This window comes from Pseudomonas gingeri (assembly GCF_013386115.1).
Lineage (GTDB): Bacteria > Pseudomonadota > Gammaproteobacteria > Pseudomonadales > Pseudomonadaceae > Aquipseudomonas > Aquipseudomonas gingeri.
In genome coordinates, this window is the sequence record NZ_JACAOR010000005.1 from 466,923 (window position 1) to 486,162 (window position 19,240).

18 protein-coding genes and 1 pseudogene are annotated in these 19,240 nt (G+C 62.4%); 10 read left to right on the top strand and 9 right to left on the bottom strand.

Going from position 1 to position 19,240, the window contains the following annotated elements; translation table 11 throughout:
* The first annotated feature begins 29 nt into the window (after window positions 1-29).
* From HX881_RS10105 to HX881_RS10125, 5 genes are all read left to right on the top strand, one after another.
* Window positions 30-1,094: an Ldh family oxidoreductase gene (locus HX881_RS10105; RefSeq protein WP_246356482.1), complete on the top strand. Its 1,065-nt coding sequence runs from the start codon at window positions 30-32 to the stop codon at window positions 1,092-1,094.
* A complete protein-coding gene (locus HX881_RS10110; RefSeq protein ID WP_017123645.1) occupies window positions 1,091-1,972 on the top strand; it encodes a branched-chain amino acid aminotransferase in 882 nt (293 codons plus the stop codon). Before HX881_RS10105 ends, HX881_RS10110 begins: the two co-directional genes overlap by 4 nt.
* 21 nt (window positions 1,973-1,993) lie before the next feature.
* Complete coding sequence (locus tag HX881_RS10115) at window positions 1,994-2,752, top strand: TauD/TfdA family dioxygenase (protein WP_177084187.1); 759 nt, start codon at window positions 1,994-1,996, stop codon at window positions 2,750-2,752.
* Window positions 2,753-2,827: 75 nt separating this feature from the next.
* Window positions 2,828-3,796: a diiron oxygenase gene (locus HX881_RS10120; protein WP_017123647.1), complete on the top strand. Its 969-nt coding sequence runs from the start codon at window positions 2,828-2,830 to the stop codon at window positions 3,794-3,796.
* A 13-nt stretch (window positions 3,797-3,809) separates the two neighbouring features.
* Window positions 3,810-4,631: an N-acyl homoserine lactonase family protein gene (locus HX881_RS10125; RefSeq protein ID WP_017123648.1), complete on the top strand. Its 822-nt coding sequence runs from the start codon at window positions 3,810-3,812 to the stop codon at window positions 4,629-4,631.
* 53 nt (window positions 4,632-4,684) lie between these two features.
* Here HX881_RS10125 and HX881_RS10130 read toward each other — a convergent pair whose 3' ends face one another.
* On the bottom strand, window positions 4,685-6,118 hold the full coding sequence (locus HX881_RS10130; protein ID WP_042934410.1) for an aminotransferase-like domain-containing protein: 1,434 nt from the start codon (window positions 6,116-6,118) through the stop codon (window positions 4,685-4,687).
* Between the two features lie 738 nt (window positions 6,119-6,856).
* Here HX881_RS10130 and HX881_RS33185 point away from each other — a divergent pair.
* Window positions 6,857-7,624: pseudogene (locus tag HX881_RS33185) on the top strand (MCP four helix bundle domain-containing protein); the annotation flags it as partial.
* Between the two features lie 102 nt (window positions 7,625-7,726).
* A complete protein-coding gene (locus tag HX881_RS33190) occupies window positions 7,727-8,482 on the top strand; it encodes a methyl-accepting chemotaxis protein (protein WP_425503504.1) in 756 nt (251 codons plus the stop codon).
* Here HX881_RS33190 and HX881_RS10140 read toward each other — a convergent pair.
* Window positions 8,447-9,058, bottom strand: a complete 612-nt coding sequence (locus HX881_RS10140) for a DedA family protein (protein WP_177084191.1) — start codon at window positions 9,056-9,058, stop codon at window positions 8,447-8,449. The genes HX881_RS33190 and HX881_RS10140 overlap by 36 nt on opposite strands.
* A 121-nt stretch (window positions 9,059-9,179) precedes the next feature.
* Entirely contained in the window at window positions 9,180-10,001 is an 822-nt protein-coding gene (locus HX881_RS10145) for an AraC family transcriptional regulator (RefSeq protein WP_017123652.1), read from the bottom strand.
* Window positions 10,002-10,161: 160 nt separating this feature from the next.
* Here HX881_RS10145 and HX881_RS10150 point away from each other — a divergent pair, with 160 nt between their 5' ends.
* Window positions 10,162-10,986 (top strand): alpha/beta fold hydrolase, encoded by an 825-nt coding sequence (locus HX881_RS10150; protein ID WP_177084193.1) that lies wholly within the window; start codon window positions 10,162-10,164, stop codon window positions 10,984-10,986.
* 46 nt (window positions 10,987-11,032) lie between these two features.
* On the opposite strand, the gene HX881_RS10155 is transcribed toward HX881_RS10150, so the two are convergent.
* Complete coding sequence (locus HX881_RS10155; protein WP_177084195.1) at window positions 11,033-11,938, bottom strand: LysR family transcriptional regulator; 906 nt, start codon at window positions 11,936-11,938, stop codon at window positions 11,033-11,035.
* Window positions 11,939-12,040: 102 nt separating this feature from the next.
* On the opposite strand from HX881_RS10155, the gene HX881_RS10160 reads away from it, so the two are divergent.
* Window positions 12,041-13,243 (top strand): aspartate aminotransferase family protein, encoded by a 1,203-nt coding sequence (locus HX881_RS10160; RefSeq protein ID WP_177084196.1) that lies wholly within the window; start codon window positions 12,041-12,043, stop codon window positions 13,241-13,243.
* A 209-nt stretch (window positions 13,244-13,452) separates the two neighbouring features.
* On the opposite strand, the gene HX881_RS10165 is transcribed toward HX881_RS10160, so the two are convergent.
* The 3 genes from HX881_RS10165 to HX881_RS10175 all read right to left on the bottom strand — a co-directional run bounded on the left by HX881_RS10165 (window position 13,453) and on the right by HX881_RS10175 (window position 16,000).
* The gene (locus HX881_RS10165; RefSeq protein ID WP_177084583.1) at window positions 13,453-14,466 is read right to left on the bottom strand and encodes a sensor domain-containing diguanylate cyclase; all 1,014 of its coding nucleotides are present in this window, start codon (window positions 14,464-14,466) and stop codon (window positions 13,453-13,455) included.
* Between the two features lie 198 nt (window positions 14,467-14,664).
* Window positions 14,665-15,390 carry a hypothetical protein gene (locus tag HX881_RS10170; RefSeq protein WP_177084198.1) on the bottom strand — a complete coding sequence of 242 codons (726 nt, stop codon included), beginning with the start codon at window positions 15,388-15,390 and terminating at the stop codon, window positions 14,665-14,667.
* Entirely contained in the window at window positions 15,383-16,000 is a 618-nt protein-coding gene (locus tag HX881_RS10175) for a hypothetical protein (RefSeq protein ID WP_177084200.1), read from the bottom strand. Before HX881_RS10175 ends, HX881_RS10170 begins: the two co-directional genes overlap by 8 nt.
* Before the next feature lie 434 nt (window positions 16,001-16,434).
* On the opposite strand from HX881_RS10175, the gene HX881_RS10180 reads away from it, so the two are divergent.
* Window positions 16,435-17,301: a hypothetical protein gene (locus HX881_RS10180; protein WP_177084202.1), complete on the top strand. Its 867-nt coding sequence runs from the start codon at window positions 16,435-16,437 to the stop codon at window positions 17,299-17,301.
* 10 nt (window positions 17,302-17,311) lie between these two features.
* On the opposite strand, the gene HX881_RS10185 is transcribed toward HX881_RS10180, so the two are convergent.
* Both HX881_RS10185 and HX881_RS10190 read right to left on the bottom strand, forming a co-directional pair.
* Window positions 17,312-18,130: a GIY-YIG nuclease family protein gene (locus HX881_RS10185; RefSeq protein WP_177084204.1), complete on the bottom strand. Its 819-nt coding sequence runs from the start codon at window positions 18,128-18,130 to the stop codon at window positions 17,312-17,314.
* Between the two features lie 162 nt (window positions 18,131-18,292).
* On the bottom strand, window positions 18,293-18,997 hold the full coding sequence (locus HX881_RS10190) for a hypothetical protein (protein WP_017123661.1): 705 nt from the start codon (window positions 18,995-18,997) through the stop codon (window positions 18,293-18,295).
* Between the last annotated feature and the right edge of the window lie 243 nt (window positions 18,998-19,240).

The following is a 19,240-nucleotide window of genomic DNA, read 5'->3' on the forward strand; positions in this document are numbered from 1 at the left end:
TCCCAACCTAATTCGATGGAATGAACACCATGCTCTATCTGAATCCGCACACCGCTCGCCAGGTCTGCGCGCAGGCGGTCAAACGCCGTGGCGTGTCGACCGAACACGCCCACTGGTTCGCCAACGCCCTGGTCGACACCTCGCTGATGGGCGTCGACACCCATGGCCTGCGCCTGCTGCCGCTGTACCTGCGGGAACTGGACGAAGGCCGCAGCCATGCGATGCCGGACATCAATGTGCAGCGCCGCAACGGCAACGTGATTATCCTCGACGCCGACCAGGCACTCGGCACCGTGGCCGGCATGTATGCGGCCAAGCTGGCGGTGCAGGAAGCCCGCAACAGTGGCATCGCCGCGGTCGGGGTCGGTAACTCCAACCACTTCGGCGCGGCCTCGGTGTATGGCCTGGAAATCGCCAACAGCGGCATGATCGGCATCGTCACCACCAGCGCCGCGGCGCGCATGGCGCCGTTCAAGGGCAAGCAGCCGATGTTCGGGACCAACCCGATCTGCTTCACCGCTCCGGCGGACGAACAACCCTTCGTGCTCGACATGGCGACCAGCCAGATCTCCTATTCCCAGGTCAAGCACTACCGCAAGCTCGGCCTGTCGCTGCCCCTGGGCTGGGCGCTGGACAAGGACGGCAACGACACCGCCGAACCGGATGAGGTGGTTTCGCTGTCCCCGCTGGGTGGCTACAAGGGGCAGGGCCTGGCCATGATGGTCCAGGTGCTCAGTTGCCTGCTGACCGGCATGCCGCTGGATCACCAGTTGGATCATCTGGACACCGGCTCCTTCAGCAAGGGCCGGCAGATCGGTCACTTCATGATTGCCCTGGATATTGCCGCCTTCACCGACCTGCGCGGCTTCCAGAGCAGTCTTGCCGGCCTGATGGAAACCATTCGCACCACCCCGGCCCAGGCCGGCGAGCGTATCAGCGTGGCCGGCGATCCCCAGGCCCATACCCGGCGCAATCGCCTGATTGCCGGTATCCCGGCCTCGGAAGAAGAGGCCGGTGTGCTGATGGCCGAAGCCCGGCTCTGTGGCCTGAATGTGGCCAGTGTCCTGATGAACACCGCGGAGGTGAGTGTATGAGCGGCCCGACAGCAGTCCCTTTCGATCAGCGCGACGGCTACATCTGGCTCGACGGCGAGTTCGTCGAGTGGAAGGAAGCGAAGATCCATGTCCTGACCCACGGGTTGCACTACGCCAGCACGGTCTACGAGGGCGAGCGGGTCTACGGCGGGAAGATCTTCCAGCTGCGGGCGCACTCCGAGCGCCTGTACCGCTCCGCGCAGTTGATGGACTTCTCCATTCCCTACGACCTGCAAACCCTGGAGGCCGCCAGCCATGCCCTGCTCGAACGCAACGGCGTGACCGATGGCTACCTGCGTCCGGTGGCCTGGCGCGGCAGCGAGATGATCTCGACCTCGGCGCGTTTCAACAGCGTGCACCTGGCGATCGCCTGCTGGCAATGGCCGAGCTACTTCGACCCGGCGGCCCGCATGGCCGGGATCAAGCTCAAGACCGCGGCCTGGCGGCGTCCGCCACCGAGCAGCAGCCCGTTCGAGGCCAAGGCCTCGGGGCAATACATGATCGCCACCCTGAGCAAGCACGATGCGGAAAACAGCGGTTATCACGATGCCCTGATGCTCGACTGGCGCGGCCATGTGGCCGAGGCCACCAGCGCGAATATTTTCTTCGTCAAGGGCCGGCAACTGCACACGCCGGTGCCGGATTGCTTCCTCAACGGCATCACTCGCCAGACCGTGATCAGGCTGGCCCGGGCGCTGGACTACGAGGTGATCGAGCGGACCTTGTTGCCCGATGACCTCGGCGATTTCGACGAGTGCTTCCTGACCGGCACGGCCGCCGAAATCACTCCGGTGCGCAGCATCGACGACCTCCAGTATGAGCCCGGCCAGGCCTGTCGTGACCTGATCGACGCCTACGCCGCGGCCGTCATCGCCTGACCAGACAAAAGGACTTTCGTCATGTTGGAAGAAACCGCTGTAAACGACCCTGCCGTGGTTGCGCGGCACGGCTTGAGCCACCACCATCGCGAGCTGGCCGAACAGGGCTGGACCCTGTTGCAGCCGGGCGAACTCAGTACTGACCTGTACGAGACACTGGCGCCGTTCGGCCGGGTGATCCCGCAGTTCAATGGCCTGGATACCTTCGACGTCACCCTGAAGCCGGGCTTCGACGACCTGCCGTACTCCCAGAGCATGAACGGCATCGGTCCCCACACCGAGGCGCCGGTCTATGACCCGCCGCCGCGCTACCTGGTGCTGCACTGCCATCGCCAGGCGACCTGCGGTGGCGGGCATACGCAACTGGCCGACGGCCTGGCCTTCCTCAAGACCCTGCCGGCGGACCTGCGGGCGTGGATCGAGGACAATCCCGTCGCGTTCAACGCCACGGCCAAGCCCGGTGAAACCACCCGCCGCGTGCTGGAGGAGTACATCTTCAAGCCCGCTGTCGACGGCGACATCTTCCGCTTCAGCTACAACCAGTTCCACTACGGCGATGTGAATCCGTCCGTGGAGGACCTGGGCGCGCCCGAAGGCCGTAACAGCGGCACGCCCCTGGGGCGTATCGCGGCATTGGGCGAGCAGTTCTTCCTGGAGCACTGCACGCCGTTACTGATCCCCGATGGCTGCGTGCTGATCTGGGACAACTGGCGCCTGATGCATGCCCGCAGCCAGTACCGCGACCCCCAGCGGCACCTGACCCGCTACTGGCTCGCCTGACGCCCGAATGCGTCCGGCGGCTTCCCCCTTTGCACCCGCGCACGGACTCCGTGCGCGTCCTACAGGTATCACGTCATGCAACAAGCCATTGTCATCGCCAAGGTCGACCACAAGCTGGTCGTGCAACTCAACAAGGCCTGGACCAAGCGGGCGACCGTCTGCGCCGGCGACAAATTCCCGCTGACCGACGAGTTCGACCCGAGCAAGCCGGATTATCCGATTGCCATGGTCCCGTTCTTCCATCATCCGAAGTTCCAGGCGCTGAGCGAGGAACTGAAAAGTGCCGTGCTGACCTGGGGCTGGATCGGCTACAACCTGCGTACCGTCACCGCCGAGGAGTGCGTGGTCAATCCGGCCCTGAGCGTCATCGCCAACCAGTACCTGGGCAAGGACGACTGGCACTTTCGCGAAGCCATGCAGCAGACCCTGATCGACGAGCACTACCACACGCTCATGCACCTGCGGGCGATCCAGCGCAGCAAGGCCGACCGTAACCTCGAGCAGGACCTCGACCTGCCGCCTTCCGTCACCTACCTGCGCCTGCAGGCGCTGTGCGCGCAACTGCCCCATGCCTGGCAGCGGGACCTGGCCGCGATCACCTTTGCGGTGGTCGCCGAGATCAGCGTCAACGCCTACCTGGACATGCTCGCCGACGACCAGAGCATCCAGCCGCAGAACCGCCGGGTCGCCGAGCTGCACAACCGTGACGAGTACGCCCACAGCAAGGTGCTCGCCGAGGTGGCGAAAGTGATGTACGAACATATGGACGCCGAGAAGCGCCGTTTCTTCGTACAGACCTTGCCCGAGGCGCTCAATGCCTTTGTCGCCCAGGACTATTCGATGTGGGAGGCGATCCTGACGCAGCTCGGCGTGGCCGATGTCGACGTGATCATCGGCGACACCCGCGAAGCCAGCCGTGGCAGCGCGATCATGCGTGACTATAGCGGCCTGTATCGACTGGCCGAGGACCTGGGCATCACCGCCGACATGGACTTCGACTTCAGTTCCACCGTCAAGGCGGCGCCTGCCGCGCAACCGGCCTGAGGAGAGCAGCCGCATGTCGAATCCATCGCTGTCCCCGGTCTATGAAGTCTTCGCCATCCGCGTCGGCGCCAACTCCCAGCGTACCGCGCGGGAGAACTTTCTCTACGACGCCTGCTGCGGTGATCCCAATGCGCCGATGCCGCTGGACTACTACTTCTGGGTGATCCGCAACGACCAGCACGTGGTGGTCGTGGACACCTGTTTCCAGCCGGCCACGGCCGACCGCCGCAATCGTGAGATGTACCGTTTGCCGGAGGAGTCGTTGCAGCAACTGGGCATCGATCCGGCCCGGGTCGAAACGCTGATCCTGACGCACCTGCACTGGGATCATGCCGGCAACCTGGGGCTGTTTCCCAAGGCCGTGATTCACCTGCAGGAGGAAGAGTTGCGCTTCTGCACCGGGCCGAAGATGACCCACCATACGATCAACAAGACCTACGAAGTGGACGATGTGATGTCGGCGATCCCGCCGCTGTTCGAAGGGCGCCTGCGCCTGCATCGTGGCACCGTGGAGATCGTGCCGGGCGTGACGATCCACGCGGTGGGTGGTCACACGCCGGGCAGCCAGGTGGTGCGCGTGCGGACCCAGCGTGGCTGGGTGGTACTGGCTTCCGACGCGGCGCACCTGTGGGCCAATATCCGTTTGCGCAGCCCGTTCCCGATTCTCGATGACATGGCCCAGACCCTCGAAGCCTTCGCGACCATCGACGGCCTGGTGGATGGCGAGGACCATGTCATTCCGGGGCACGACCCGCTGATTGCCCAACGCTTCCCCCATTGGCAGAACGACCCGCACATCATCTGCCTGCACGAGCATCCGGTAGACCGGATGTAAGGGATGCCGGGAAGGTCCGCGGGTGACCGGGAGACCTCTCCGGCACGCTGCGTTCAGCCTTGTCGCGCAATCAGGCGCCCCAGGGTGGCCACTGCATTTTCAATGCGCGGTGAATAAGGCGTTCCACAGCCGATGCGGATGAAGTGATCGAAGCTTCGCGAGTTGGAGAAGATCATTCCAGGCGATATGTAGATCCCTTGCTGCAACGCCTGGTGGAACAGCTCCAGGGACGAATGGCCCTGGGGCAACTCCACCCACAGCAGGGTGCCGCCCTTGGGGTTGGTGATCTGCGTGCCCGCCGGGAAGTATTGCGCGATCGCCGCGCTCATCTGTTTTCTCTGCATCGTCAACTGCCCGCGCAGCCTGCGCAGGTAACGCTCATAGGACGGTGTTTTCATAAAGGCATCCACCGCCAGCTGCGGCAGCATTTCGCAGTTGCGCGACTGGGTGTGCTTGAGCATCTCGACCCGGTCGTGCCATTTGCCGGCGGCGATCCAGCCCAGGCGCAGGCCGGGAGCGAGCGTCTTGTTCAGGGACGCGCAATAGATCAGGTTGTCGTTGCGGTCCCAGCTTTTCAGGGCCGACAACGGCTGCTCGGTATCCGCCAGGTCGGAGTAGGTATCGTCCTCGATCAGCACCGTGTCGTAGTCCGAGCACAGTTGCACCAGCAACGCCTTGTGCGCATCGGGCATCACGCTGCCCAGGGGATTGTGCAGGTTGGGAATGACGATCAGCGCCTTGATCCGTTCCGAACCCTGGAGCAACTGTTCGAGGGCGAACAGGTTTATCCCGGTCTTGGCCGTGGTGGGCACTTCCAGTACCCGCAGGCTCAGGCTTTCGAGAATCTGCAGGAGTCCGTAGAACGTCGGTGACTCCACCGCGACGATATCCCCCGGCTGGGTCACGGCACGCAGGGCCAGGTTGATGGCTTCCGTGGCCCCGTTGGTGATGACGATCTTGTCGGCGGTGACGCTGATCTTCGAGCCCAGCGCCCGGCGGGCCAGCAAGTCGCGCAACGGGCGGGCGCCGCAGGCCGGGGACGGACTGCCGATCAATTGTGGGTCCTGGCGCAGGGCCTTGATCATATGGTCCTGGAGTACCTTGAGCGGGTAGATCTGCGCACCGCAGTAGGCACTGGCGAGGTTGACCTGGATCGAAGCCTGCTGGCTGGCCTTGACGACTGCCGAGACCTGTTCGTGGATACCGACATAGTGGCTGGTATCCAGGGGCAGCAGCGGTTCGCTGTCGGCGGCCAGCGCAATGGGCCTGGCAGGCTGGCGAATGAAGTTTCCGGAGCGGGGACGGGCTTCCAGGACACCGTAGTCTTCCAGCTGGCGACAGATCTGGACGGCGGTGGAGAGACTGATGGCGTGTTTTTCCATCATCAGGCGAATGGATGGGAAACGCTCACCGGTTTTCAGGGTTCCTGCCTGAATCGCGTTGAGGTAGTGATTGGCGAGTTGGCGGTAGAGAGGAGGCGAGTTCATATTGACCATCGAAATCGCATCACTGAAGTCATGACTGTAAGGCGAACGGCGTATTTGCAGGCGGACCCGTGATGCAGGAAGGTGGGGGGAGGTTCTTGGCACACAACCGTGGGGCATCACCTATCCATGGGGCTACCCTCCTGGTCAGGTACGCGGGGAGTTTCTGCGGGGCCGCGTGGCGTCGCAGTCTCCGGGGACTTTACAAGCTGGCAGGCCATCAGGCGTGATGGCCCGTCTCCGACCCGATGATCACCTGTTGTTGGGCCGAGCGGGGGATGGGCGTCAGCCGGTTGGCCGTGGCTTGTGCGCGGGCCGGTGGGGATATGGCGAAAGGCTTACAGACGGACACCGAGATCTCCTCTGTTGCGCCTTTGCCGCGGGGCTTAATCTTTACCCATCGCTGCTGCGCAAGGATGTGCACAGAGTCATGGAAGATTGGCCCAGGCCAGGACGGTCGACGACAGGATGTCGTAATGGTCAACAAAAAACCCGCTTCGGCGGGTTTTTTGTGGCCGATGGAAAAGCAATGTTTCACTTAATCCCCGCGCACCCTGGTCTCAAGAGCCTGGCCCCAAGATCGAGTTGGCTTTGCAGCACAATAGCTCATTGATGGCACACGGCCTTGTTTTTCCCGACAGCGTGTTCAAGTTGTCATACAACTTGCCGATAGCCTGCCAGTCGTCGGTGCCTGTGCCGACGCCGTTCCTCTTCGGATCCCTACAAGAAAAGGCTGCCGTCATGTTTCTTCGTCAATTGAATATCGCGCCCCGCGCAGCGCTCGGGTTTGCCCTGATTGCCTTGTTGGTGGCCTTGCTCGGGGTGTTCGCCCTGGAGAAGATGTCGAGTATCCGCGACAGCGAAGTGGCGGTTGAAACCCAATGGCTGCCGAGTATTCGAGGCGGTGACGAGATTCGCGAGATCATGCTGCGCATCCGCACCATCTCCCTGCGCATGGCCCTCGATCCGGACCCGAAGAACGTTGCCGTGTACCGCGGCCAGATGGACACGCGGGACAAGGAACTGAGCGACAAGATCAATGCCTACGACAAGCTGGTCACCACGCCGGAAGCCAAGGTGTTGTATGACCAGTTCAAGTCGACCTTCGCCGCTTACCGTTCCGGTATCGCCCAGTCGTTCACCCTGGCGGAACAGGGGCGACGGGATGAGTTGATCAAGCTGCTGCTGGTGGACATGAAAACCGTGGTCGATGGTTCGGGCAAGCAGCTCACCGACCTGGCAGACCTGTTCAGCAAGCAGGTTGCGGCCGAAAGCCTGAAATCCGAGGCGTATTACACGGGTTCGCGGATGATCGTCAGCCTGTTTATCGTGCTGGCGGCCCTGGCCACCGTGGTCCTGGCGATGCTGCTGACCCGCAGTATCGTCAAGCCGTTGGGCGAAGCCCTGAGCGCCGCGCAGAACGTGGCGCGTGGCGACCTGACCCAGACCATCGAAGCCCGTGGCAACGATGAAGTGAGCCGCCTGCTCGAAGCCCTGGCGACCATGCAACAGACCCTGCGCAACACTTTGCAGGGTATCAGCGGTTCCGCGGCGCAACTGGCGACGGCGGCAGACGAGTTGAACGCGGTGACCCTCGGCAGCACCCGCGATATGCAGCAGCAGAACAACGAAATCGAGCAGGCGGCCACCGCCGTCACCGAAATGACCACCGCCGTGGAGGAGGTCGCGCGCAATGCCGTGTCCACTTCCGAGGCCACCCGTGAGTCCAGCGACTCGGCGCGCCTGGGCCAGGAGCGGGTCGGCGAAACGGTCGAGGCGATCAACGCCCTGGCCGGTGAAGTGGCGCATACCGGGGAGCTGGTGCAGTCACTGGCCGCCCGGTCCCAGGACATCGGCAAGGTGCTCGATGTGATCCGGGCGATTGCCGAACAGACCAACCTGCTGGCGCTCAACGCCGCCATCGAGGCCGCCCGTGCCGGCGAGAGCGGACGCGGCTTTGCCGTGGTGGCGGACGAGGTGCGTGCCCTGGCCCATCGCACCCAGCAATCGACCCAGGAAATCGAGCAGATGGTCCAGGGGATGCGCAACGGCTCGACCCAGGCCCTGGATTCGATGCAGGCCAGTTCCCGCCGCGCCGCCAGTACCCTGGCCCTGGCCGAACGGGCGGGTGACGCCTTGCAGACCATTACCAGCTCGGTGCACCAGATCCATGAGCGCAACCTGGTGATCGCCAGTGCCGCCGAGGAACAGGCCCAGGTCGCCCGTGAAGTGGACCGCAACCTGGTGAATATCCGCGACCTGTCGCTGCGTTCGGCTACCGGCGCCGACCAGACCAGCGCCTCCAGCCACGAGCTGTCGCAGTTGGCCAATTCACTGCGGGGGATGGTGGGGCAGTTTCGCGTCTGACTGGCGGGCCTTGTGCTGGCTCCGCAGGTGCCGGATCAGCGCGATGCCCGCCATCAGCAGCACCACGCCGATGACGATGGGCAGGCGGTAGGGCTTGAGGTTGCCGAGCATCTGTTCCAGGAATTCACCGGCCCAGTAGCCGCCGGAGGCGAAGAGGCTGGCCCAGACCACCGCGCCGAGCAGGTTGATCAGACTGAAGCGCAGCGGCGACAGGCCGCTGGCGCCGATCACCAGCGGGCCCACCAGGCGCATGCCATACAGGAAACGCACGGAAAACACCGAGGCCAGCGGGTAGCGCGCGATCAGCCCGGTGACCCGGTCGATTGCCGCCTGCTGGCGATGCAGGTGCGGCAACAGGCGGGCGCCGAAATAACGCCCGGTCCAGAACAGCAACTGATCGCCGAGCATACCACCCAGGCTGGCCCAGAAGATCACCGGCATCAGTTGCAATACCTGTTGATGGGCCGCCATGCCACCGAGGATCAGGATGCTTTCACCCTCCAGCAGGCAACCGATGAAGATGGCCCAGTAGCCGTAGGTGGCGAGCAGGTAGGTGAAGTCGATGTGTTCGAACATGGTCGGCTGTTGATCCTTGTCGCGGTCGCTGGTTTGCCTTGCCGGGGGCGAGGCGCCTGTTGGGTCTGATCGACCCGGTGGGCGAAAGTGCCTGCCGGAATGCCCTGGCGGCGGTTTTTATTCAGGCTGACTGACGTGCCAGCCATTCCCGCGGGCTTTCGCCGATCTTGCGACGAAACGCCCGGGCCAGCGCCGACGGGCTTTCGTAACCGACCTCATCGGCGATCAGCGCAATCGGCCGGCCTTCGCGCAAGCGCTTCTGCGCCAGGCTCACGCGCCAGCTCAGGACATAGTCCGCCGGAGTCTGGCCGACCACCTTGTGAAAATGCGCGGCGAAACTGGCCCGCGACATGTTCGACTCCAGCGCCAGTTCGGCCACGGTCCAGGGCCGCTCGGGCCGGTTGTGCATCATGGTCATGGCCCGTGCCAGGCGCAGGTCGGCCAGGCCCGACATCATCCCGGTGGTCATGCTGTGGTAGGCCATCATGTGCCGCAGGAACTGGATCACCATCAGCTCGAACAGGCGGTTCATCACCGCTTCCCGGCCACAGTGCTCGGCGAAGGCCTCGTCGAACAGCCACTCCAGCGTGCCTTCGAGCATGGGCACCGCCGCGAGCGGCATCACGATGGTGTCGGACAAGGCCACGGACAAGGGATTGTCGATACCGCCGTCGAAACGCAACGAGGCGCACACCAGCTCGGCGGCATCGGCCTCGCTGGCGATCAGGCGATGAGGCAGTGGACGGGGAATCAGGATCAGGCTGGGCTCTTCGATCCGCAGCACCTTGCCCCCGGCCTCCAGGCTGACGCGTCCGCTTTTGAGCAAATGCACATGCCCGCGCGGTTGTGCGCCGTCGAGCTCGGCCTTGCCCCGCAGGAAGCCGCTGTGAAAGGTGTCGGCGGCGATGCCGAAGTGGGTGAGCAAGGTCGACAGGCGATCCATGGATTCAATCTCTTCCAAGACAGGTTTAGACGATCTGGCGCATATCATCGACAAAAAGGCGCCATTCGTAAATCGGTTTTGCCCATCATGGCACCACGTTCAGCGACCTGAACGCCGCCGCTTCCGGCGGATCATCCACTTCAAGCACGAGGAAACACCGATGCAAACGTCCCGTCTCTCTGCTGTCTCGAAACTGTTCGCCGCTGTTGCCATCGCTGCCGGCGCCCTGTCGCTGGGCTGGGCGGCTTCAGCCTCGGCTGCCACGGAACCCGGCAAGAAAGCCACCGTGGTCCTGGTGCACGGCGCCTTTGCCGAGTCGTCCAGCTGGAACGGGGTGATTGCCCGCCTGCAGGCCAAGGGGTATCCGGTCATCGCTGTCGCCAACCCGCTGCACAGCGTGAAGAGCGATTCGGACTACGTGGCCGATATCGTCGAACACACAGCGGGCCCGGTGATCCTGGTTGGCCATTCCTACGGTGGTTCGGTGATTTCCAACGCGGTCCATGGCCAGTCCAACGTCAAGGCCCTGGTCTATGTCGCGGCCTTCGCCCCGGAAAAAGGCGAGACCGCCGTCGAGCTCTCCGGTCGCTACCCGGGTGGTACCCTCGGCCCGACCCTGGCACCGCCGGTCCAACTGAAAAACGGCACCGTCGACCTGTTTATCCAGCAGGACAAATTCCCCGCCCAGTTTGCCGCCGACGTCCCGGCCAAAGAGGCCGCGCTGATGGCCGCGACCCAGCGTCCGATCGCCGAGGCCGCGCTGAAGGAACCGTCGGGTGATCCGGCATGGAAAAACCTGCCGTCCTGGTTCATCTACGGTTCGGCGGACAAGAACATTCCCGAGGCTGCCCTGAAGTTCATGGCCGATCGTGCCGGCTCGAAGGAAACCGTGGATATCAAGGGCGCGTCCCATGTGGTGATGGTGTCCCATCCGGACAAGGTCGCGGCGATCATCGAGGATGCGGCCAAGGCCACTGCCCAGTAAGCGGCCGCGGGTGGCGAGCGGGTGTATTCGCTCGCCACGACCTGTCTCAGAGCTTGGCCCACTTCTCCAGCGCGAACTCCACGAAGCTGCGCAGCTTGGGCAGCCGGTAGCGGTCCTGCGCATAGAGCAGGTTCATCGGCCGGCAGGGCAGTTTGTAGGTTCCCAGGATCGGCACCAGCCGCCCCTCGCGCAGGTCGTCGCGCAACAGCGCATCCGGCAGCATCACGATACCCATGCCGGCGAGCGCCGCCTGATACAGCGCCGACGAGCTGTTGACGGTCATCGGGCCACTGACCGGCACCAGGATTTCTCCTTCCGGGCCACTCAGGCTCCATTGTTTTTCCACCGTCCGCCAGTCGTCTCCCGCCGGGTAGGTGAAGGCCAGGCAATCGTGATGTTCGAGATCCTGGGGGATCAGTGGTGTCCCGCGTCTTTGCAGGTACGCCGGCGCCGCACAGACCGTCAGCGCGTAGTTTTCCAGGGGCCGGGCAATCAGTGCCGAAGGCTCGGGCACGCCCAGGCGGATCGCCACGTCGAAACCGCTGTCGATCAGGTCCTCGCGCTGGTTGCTGAGCATCACGTCGAGCTTGATCCGCGGATACCGTGCCACGAATTCGCTGAGGGCCGGTGCCAGGCGTTCGGAGCCGAAGGTCAGCGGCGCGGTGATCCGCAGGGTGCCGCTCGGCTCGCCCTGGACCTGTTCCGCCAACCGCTCGGAATCGGCCAGCAGCCCGAGTACCTCGAGGCAGCGCTGGTAGTAGGTCGCGCCGAACTCGGTCAGGCGCTGGCGCCGGGTCGTGCGGCTGAGCAGGCTGACCCCGAGGCGTTGCTCCAGCGCGCGCAGGTGATTGCCGACCATGGTGGTGGAAATACCGCACTCCAGGGCGGCCGCGGTCATGCTGCCGCTCTCCACCACCTTCACATATACCTGCATCGCCTGGAACAGATCCATTATCAATCCCTGGTTTAAAATTATTGAAGTGGTGAAGAGTTTATCCAGCTCAGGTGGCTAACGATACTGCCAGCACCACCCCGATGCCTGGAGCTCGATGCCATGACCGCCGCCTGCCTGATGACCACCTATCAACCGCTCGATCTGGGATTTGTCAAAGGCCTGGGCACGCGACTCTGGGACCAGGGCGGCCGCGAGTACCTGGATGCCGTGGCGGGCGTGGCGGTGACCAATGTCGGCCATTCCCATCCACGGCTGGTCAGTGCGATCAGCGAGCAGGCCGGCCTGTTGCTGCACACCTCGAACCTCTACAGCATCGACTGGCAACAGCGGCTGGCGCGGCAGTTGACCCAGTTGTCCGGCATGGACCGGGTGTTCTTCAACAATTCGGGGGCCGAGGCCAATGAAAGCGCGTTGAAGCTGGCGCGCCTGCATGCCTGGCACAAAGGCATCGAGCAGCCGCTGGTGGTGGTCATGGAGAACGCCTTTCACGGGCGCACCCTGGGCACTCTGTCGGCCAGCGACGGTCCGGCAGTGCGCCTGGGCTATCACGCGCTGCCGGGGGACTTCGTCAAGGTGCCGTTCGGCGACCTGCCGCTGTTGCACAGCCTCGCCCGCAGCCATGGCCAGCGTATCTGCGCGGTATTGATGGAGCCGATCCAGGGCGAAAGCGGCGTGCAACTGCCACCGCCGGGCTATCTCAAGGCCGTACGGGACCTGTGCAAGCGCCGCTCCTGGTTGCTGATGCTCGACGAAATCCAGACCGGTATCGGCCGCACCGGCCAGTGGTTCGCCTTCCAGCATGAAGGCATCGTCCCGGACGTGATGACCCTGGCCAAGGGCCTGGGCAACGGCATTCCCATCGGCGCCTGCCTGGCGCGGGGCAGGGCGGCGCAACTGTTCACACCGGGTAGCCACGGCAGTACATTCGGGGGTAATCCGCTGGCCTGTCGGGTGGGTTGCACGGTGCTCGATATCATCGAGGAACAGGCCCTGGTCGGTAACGCCCGGCAACAGGGCGAGCGCCTGCTGGCGCGTTTGCGTAGCGAGCTGGGCGGGCATCCGCAGGTCGTGGAGATTCGTGGCCGCGGGTTGATGATCGGCATCGAACTCAGGCAGCCGGTCCGCGACCTGGCATTGATCGCTGCCCGTGACCATGGCGTGCTGATCAATGTCACGCGGGGCAAGACCATCCGGCTGCTGCCGCCATTGACGATTGACGAGGCCGAGGTGGAGATGATCGTGGCAGCCGTCTGCGGGGTACTGGCTGGCGCGCCGGTGGAAAAAGCCTTGGCCTATGGCTAAAGGCTTACACGACATGCCGGTGATCACGTCTTGGTCGGCCACGGCGACTGGCCTAATCTGAACCTACTTCTGCTGCGCAAGGATGCGTACAGGATCAGGGACGATCGACCTGGCCAGGATGGCCGCTGACAGGATGTCGGAAGGTCAAAGGAAAAACCCGCTTCGGCGGGTTTTTTTGTGCGCGCGGAAATAGCGGAATGCCGCGGCGATCAACCCGAGATCATGTTCTTGCCCGCGGCCTTGGACCGGTACAACGCCTGGTCGGCACGTCCCATCAGGGCCGCCATCTGTTCACCGTCGAGGCGTTCGACCACGCCAAAACTCATGCTCAGGGAAATCGTGCCCCTGGGCCGCAGTTTCAGGATCATCCGGCGTATCCGCCCGGCCAGGGTCGTCGAGGTCGCCCGGGTGCCGTGGGGGACAACCACCATGAATTCGTCGCCACCCCAGCGCGCCAATACGTCGACATCGCGCAGGCAGCTCTGGATACCCCGGGCGACTTCCATCAGCACCGCATCGCCGCCGAGATGGCCATGCTGGTCGTTGATCAGCTTGAAGTCGTCGATATCCATGGCGATCAGCGCCAAGGGTTGGCGAAAGCGCTGGGCGCGCTCACATTCCTTGCGCAGCACCTGTTCCAGCCGGTAGCGATTGGCGACGCCGGTCAATGAGTCGCTGTGCGCCAGCTTGCGGTTTTCTTCCAGCTGCAATTGCAATTGATGATTGACCCGCGACAACTCGGCGGTCCGCTCGTTGATCAGGGCTTCAAGGGAATGGGTGCGCACTTCGAGTTGTTCGAGCAGGCGTCGCTTGTCTTCGATACTGCGGTGCGCGCCGATCATGCGGGCCACGGAGCCGTCGTCATTGCGGGAGATCACGTAGCCGCGATCCTCGATGAGGATGTAGTCGCCATGACGGTTCTTGAGGCGATACTCGGCCAGGTAACCCTGGGTATGACCGTGGATATGGTTGTCGAAGTGGGTCATGACCTGGGGGTAGTCGTCGGGGTGGACCAGGTTTTCCCAGGTAAAGACAGTGTTGGGCAGTGCATGGGGCGTGTAGCCGAGCATTTCGTACCAGCCGGGATTGCGGTAGACGAAACCGGTATTGGCATTCCAGTCCCAGATGCCATCGCTGATCAGCTCGAGGATCGCGTGCACCACTTCTTCACTGATATCGCTGAGATTGATATTCCAGGGGCCGTTCTTGGGTGCATTGGCCATCATCGCTCACTCCCTTGGCGTTGTTGATCTTGGGCTTTGCAGGCCAACAACAGGGCACGATGTCCTATGGCGCGGTGATACTGTACAGGTTGAGGTTGTGGCAGTGAAGCCAGTATGCGGTCTGTCTGAAGTAGCCTATAGGGGCTACATTTCAACAAGTAGCTTCTGGAGGATACGCGTGTTGTGCGAGGGTATCTGTCAGAGATCCAGTATCAGGACGACGATCAGACCTATGCCAATGCTGATGGAAAAGCTCAGCAAAGTGCCTACCAGTACGTACTCGCTGAGGGGCCTGTGTTCGGCGCCTTGTATTTCATTGAAGCGTAAGATGCTTTTGGCCGTGAGCAGGAAACCTACCGCCTCCCATTGACCGAGTAAGACGAAGGTTAGAATCAATGACCTTTCCAGATAACCGATAAGCCTCCCCGCATTCTTCAATGACCCACCGATGGCAATATCTTTCAGCATGGGACTGAGTATTGAGCCAATCAGGACTGATGCCGGGGAAAGTACCAGCAGATAGGCCAGTATGACGAGCAGATTACGCGTATTGGCTTGAGTGGACAGGTAGTCGCAAATCCTGGAAAGAAACTGCTCGCTGATGAGCCATACCCCGATCAACAGGGCAAGGAACATCCCCTGTCGAGTAATAAACAGGAATGTCGATGTCAGCCCCAGGCGGGGTAATACCGTACCGGCCAACAGCCGCACCAGGAGCGTCATCGCCGAGCCCCCGAGGGCCAATTCGACGTTATCGCGCAGAAAGTACAGCAGCGTCCCCAGGAGGAGGGCATGGAGCAGCATTTCTATGGTCAGTTCCAGGCCCTTGTTAGGCGTGTTTTCGGCATTGTGCGGTAACAGCATGAATTCGACGGTGACGTAAGCAAGCAGCAGGATCAGTAAAAAAACCGTTGAATCAAGCATGGTTCAATCCCTTGATCCATTCACCGGTGCAATCGAGATAACGATCCAGCAAGCGTGCATGTGCGCGTTGCAGTGCTTTGTTCACAGTGACCCTGGACTTGCCGAGCATGCGTGCGGTGCCTTGTTGATCAAGGTTTTCGGTCATGTGGAGGAAATAGGTCCGGGCCTCCACGATTGTCCATTCATCGAGGGTCGTGCCGACAAATTCCGTCAACAACTCGGTGCGCTCTTGCAGGTTCCGGTCATGGCTGAACAACATGAGCGTCGTCCTCTTCATGCTGTCCAAGCCTTGGCCGGACAACACATAGGCTTCGCCATATCCTGGATTTGAGTTTGCCGAACCGACCCCGACGGCGATCCGGGCATCCCATCGCTCCCCTGGCGGGCTTTTGGCGATCAGACCGGCGCGTAGGGCTAATGCACAATGAAAAGCCTGTTCCGGTGATACGGGTACCAACTGGAAACCATCACCACGAAAGATTTCCACCTGGAAGTCATAGTGCTTGCGGAGTTCGTCGAGCACCGCCTTCAGGCCGTCGATATAGGCCTGCGTGCTATCCGCTGCCTGGGAGTGGATCAGGTCGCCCGTCAATACCGCCTTGATCGCCATGGAGTATCTCTGTGCAGAAAGGATAAGAGAGTAGCCTCTGAAGGCTACATTTTTGAAAGTAGCCTTTAAAGGCTACTTTTGCAAATGGACAAGTTCGTTCAGGCGGTGAGTTGCCTGGAGGAAACCGAGGTAGTAGGCATAATGTACGGTGAGGTGAGCATGGCGCGAAAAGAAGAGTGCACGGAGTGATCAGAGAGTTGTTCCAAGGTTTGTCGACTCTGGCTTTGATATTGGCGTCTCTGTACGCCGGTGCGAATCAGCCGCTGTTTGATCAAGCCATCCGTTCTCCGACCAATTTACCCCTGTGTGGGGACTCGAGCCTGTATGCAGGCCCTATCGCCCAGCCCGGCACTGCGCTTGCTTCCCGGCAATGCTCGAAGCCTTCACCCAGGACTTACCAACCCCGCCATCGCGGCCTGGGTTACGAGATCCTGATGCTGGAGTCTGAGGCCTGTTTCGTGCCGGACGAGAGTTTTCGCCTGCTGGACTCGCTGATCGATCAGGCGCGGGATTCGCTGGCTGCCCGGCCCGGCGCAAAGGCCGACTGGCAAGCGCAGGCCCGGGCCACGTTTACGGTGGTGGGGGCCACGCTCGTCGACAACGGCTTCCAGCTGTACGTCCCGACCGAAACCCTGGGCGATGTCCTGGCCTCGCGCACGCTGCCCGGAGGCGGGCGACATATCGCCGACTGTGACACCAGCGCGTTCCTGTATCTGTCGGTGGCCGAGTCCCTGTCGCTGCCCATGAGCCTGGTGGAAATGCGCCTGCCCGACGGCGAGAGCCACAACTACCTGCGTTGGACGCCCCGCCACGGTCCGGCGATGGACTGGGACACCAATGGCCGCGCCCAATGCCGCACGCCGGCGGGTCTGCCGGCCTGGCAGGGGCGAAGCCTGTCGCGCGACGAAGTGCTGGGGTACGTGACCTTGTTGCGTGGCGAGTCCTGGCACAAACAGGGCAAGCTCGACGAGGCCCTGGCGGATTACCGCACGGGTGTGCGGCTCTATCCCCAGTCGCCGAAGGGGCAGAACAACCTGGCCTGGATCATCGCCAGCACGGCCGCCTTCAAGACCCCGGCGCTGCTGGCCGAAGCCCGGGTCGCGGCGCAACGGGCCGTGGCGCTGGAACCCGGAGCCAATGCCCTGGATACCCTGGCTTGCGTCAAGGCTCGGTCGGGGGACTTTGTCGGCGCGCTGGCGGCTGAAGAGCGGGCGCTGGCACTGAAGCCGGGAAGCCCGGATTTCCTCGCGCGCAAAAGTCGATTCAGCGCCGTGCCGGCCCGGGACTGCACGGGGTTTTAACTGCCACGACTCAGTTGCCGTTCAGGCCGCTGTCGCGTGTCAGCAGGCGGATTTTCCAGTGATTTTCCTTGTCGCGCATCTCGTCGGCGCCGGTGTGTTTGTCGGCGATTTCCAGGATGGAAAAGTGGAACTTCTCCGAGAAACTGCCCCCGCGCACGGCTTCGAGATCCACCAGCCGCACGTTGCCGCCATGACCCGAATGCGCGTAGTTCACCCAGCGTCCCCAGATGCCATCCATGCCGGTGGCACTGCCCACGTAGAGCTGGTTCTGTTCCCGGTCGGAGATCAGGTAGACCCCGGCGACGCTGGACAGCGCCGTGCGCCAGGACTCCAGCTCCTGATTGACGATCAGCCGCAGTTCCGGGTAGCTGACATTGACGTCCTTGAAACCGGGGAACGGGCCGATGGTGAGCCGTTCTTCGCGAATTTCCGACAGCTGCAGTTCGTGGAGGCAGGTTTCCAGGTTTCGATAGTTGGCCCGGGCCGTCTTCTCATGGTGAATGACCAGTCGCCCTTCCAGTGGCCTGAAGGCTTCGACCTTGCGGTAGCGGTAGTGATACTGCAGGGGCGGATACTCATCGTTGGGAATCGCTTCCAGCGAATCGTAGGCGCCGACAAACAGCCACTTGTTCCAGCGCGGCATCTGCACCAGCGACAGCAACAGCGGTCGTTCGAAATTCTTCTGGCGTTGCCAGGCCTGCCAGTCGTCGAACTTACCGGCGAAGTACACGTCCAGTGGATCGTCCGAACCATTGTGCTGGGCGAAATGGATCTTGGTCTGTTCCGGGTCGAAGCCGGGGTAAACGCTGGTCAACAGGGGCTGAAGCATACGAGGTCCGTTTTCGAATGGGATCGGCATGGCAGGCTTGAGGAAAAGTCGCGTCGTCTGCAGCGCTCATGAAGCAAAAAGGGCGGATCTGTTCCCCGGCACGTCGCACCTCGTAACACATCCACCCTTTCCCACCACGGCTTCGATCAAGCCATCGCGGTTTTACTGCTGAACGATGCTGTAGCCGGCAAACGCGGTCTGTTGCTGGATCGCGGTGACGATGTTCTTGCGTGTCGCCGGTTGTTCGTTGCCTTCGTTGTCCACAAAGGTTTCGCTCAGCAGTTCGGCCAGGTCGCCATGACCGGCAAAGGCGAAGCCCAGGAACTCGTAGGCTTCGCGATCGGCGTTGGCCTTGGAGCGTGGCGTGCGCAGCGGGAAGTTGACGCTGTTGCCGTCCTTGCTGATCACGAAGACCTCGGCTTCTTTCTTCGGGCGCGCGGCCTTGCCCTTGCCGGCATTCGGGTTGCTCACCGCCTGGTGGGTCTGGTTCAGCACCTTGAGCGCCAGGCCGTAGACCAGTTCCTGGAACGCCGGGTCGTCCTTGTAGCTGGAGAGGATCCGGGTGATCGGGAATTTCGTGCTCAAGTCTTCCAGCGCGGCGATATCCGCGGCCTCGGCGTCCTTGAGTTGCTTGAGCTGGCCCATGAGTTCGTAGGCTTTGTCGTCGTCAAAACGGTCGTGCGCCTGGCGGATTGCCGCGCGCAGCTGGCGAATCTCATCGCTTTCCTTGGAGGTGTGGAAAGCGTCGAGCACCATTTCACTGATGGTCTTGGCCTGGGCCACGTGCTGGGAAAGATTGATCGCGTTTTCGTACTCGTGCTTGGCGGACAAGGAGGTTACGGCTTCATCGGTATGGGAATCAGGCATCGAAATTTCGCTATTTCATTTGACAGGTTGTGAGGCGCGAAATGCCTTGGGCATTTCCGGGCGCCTAATCTATTGGACCGACGCGCCGTTGTCACGGATCAACAGGCGAGTGGCCCGCGCAGGGGACAAGAGCTCCTTTACATTCAAGGGATTACAGTTTGTTCGCCAAAATATTGGCGAGTGCGGCCTGTTCGCTGCGTAAAATCAATTAGACTCCAAAATAATGACACAATCATATTGATA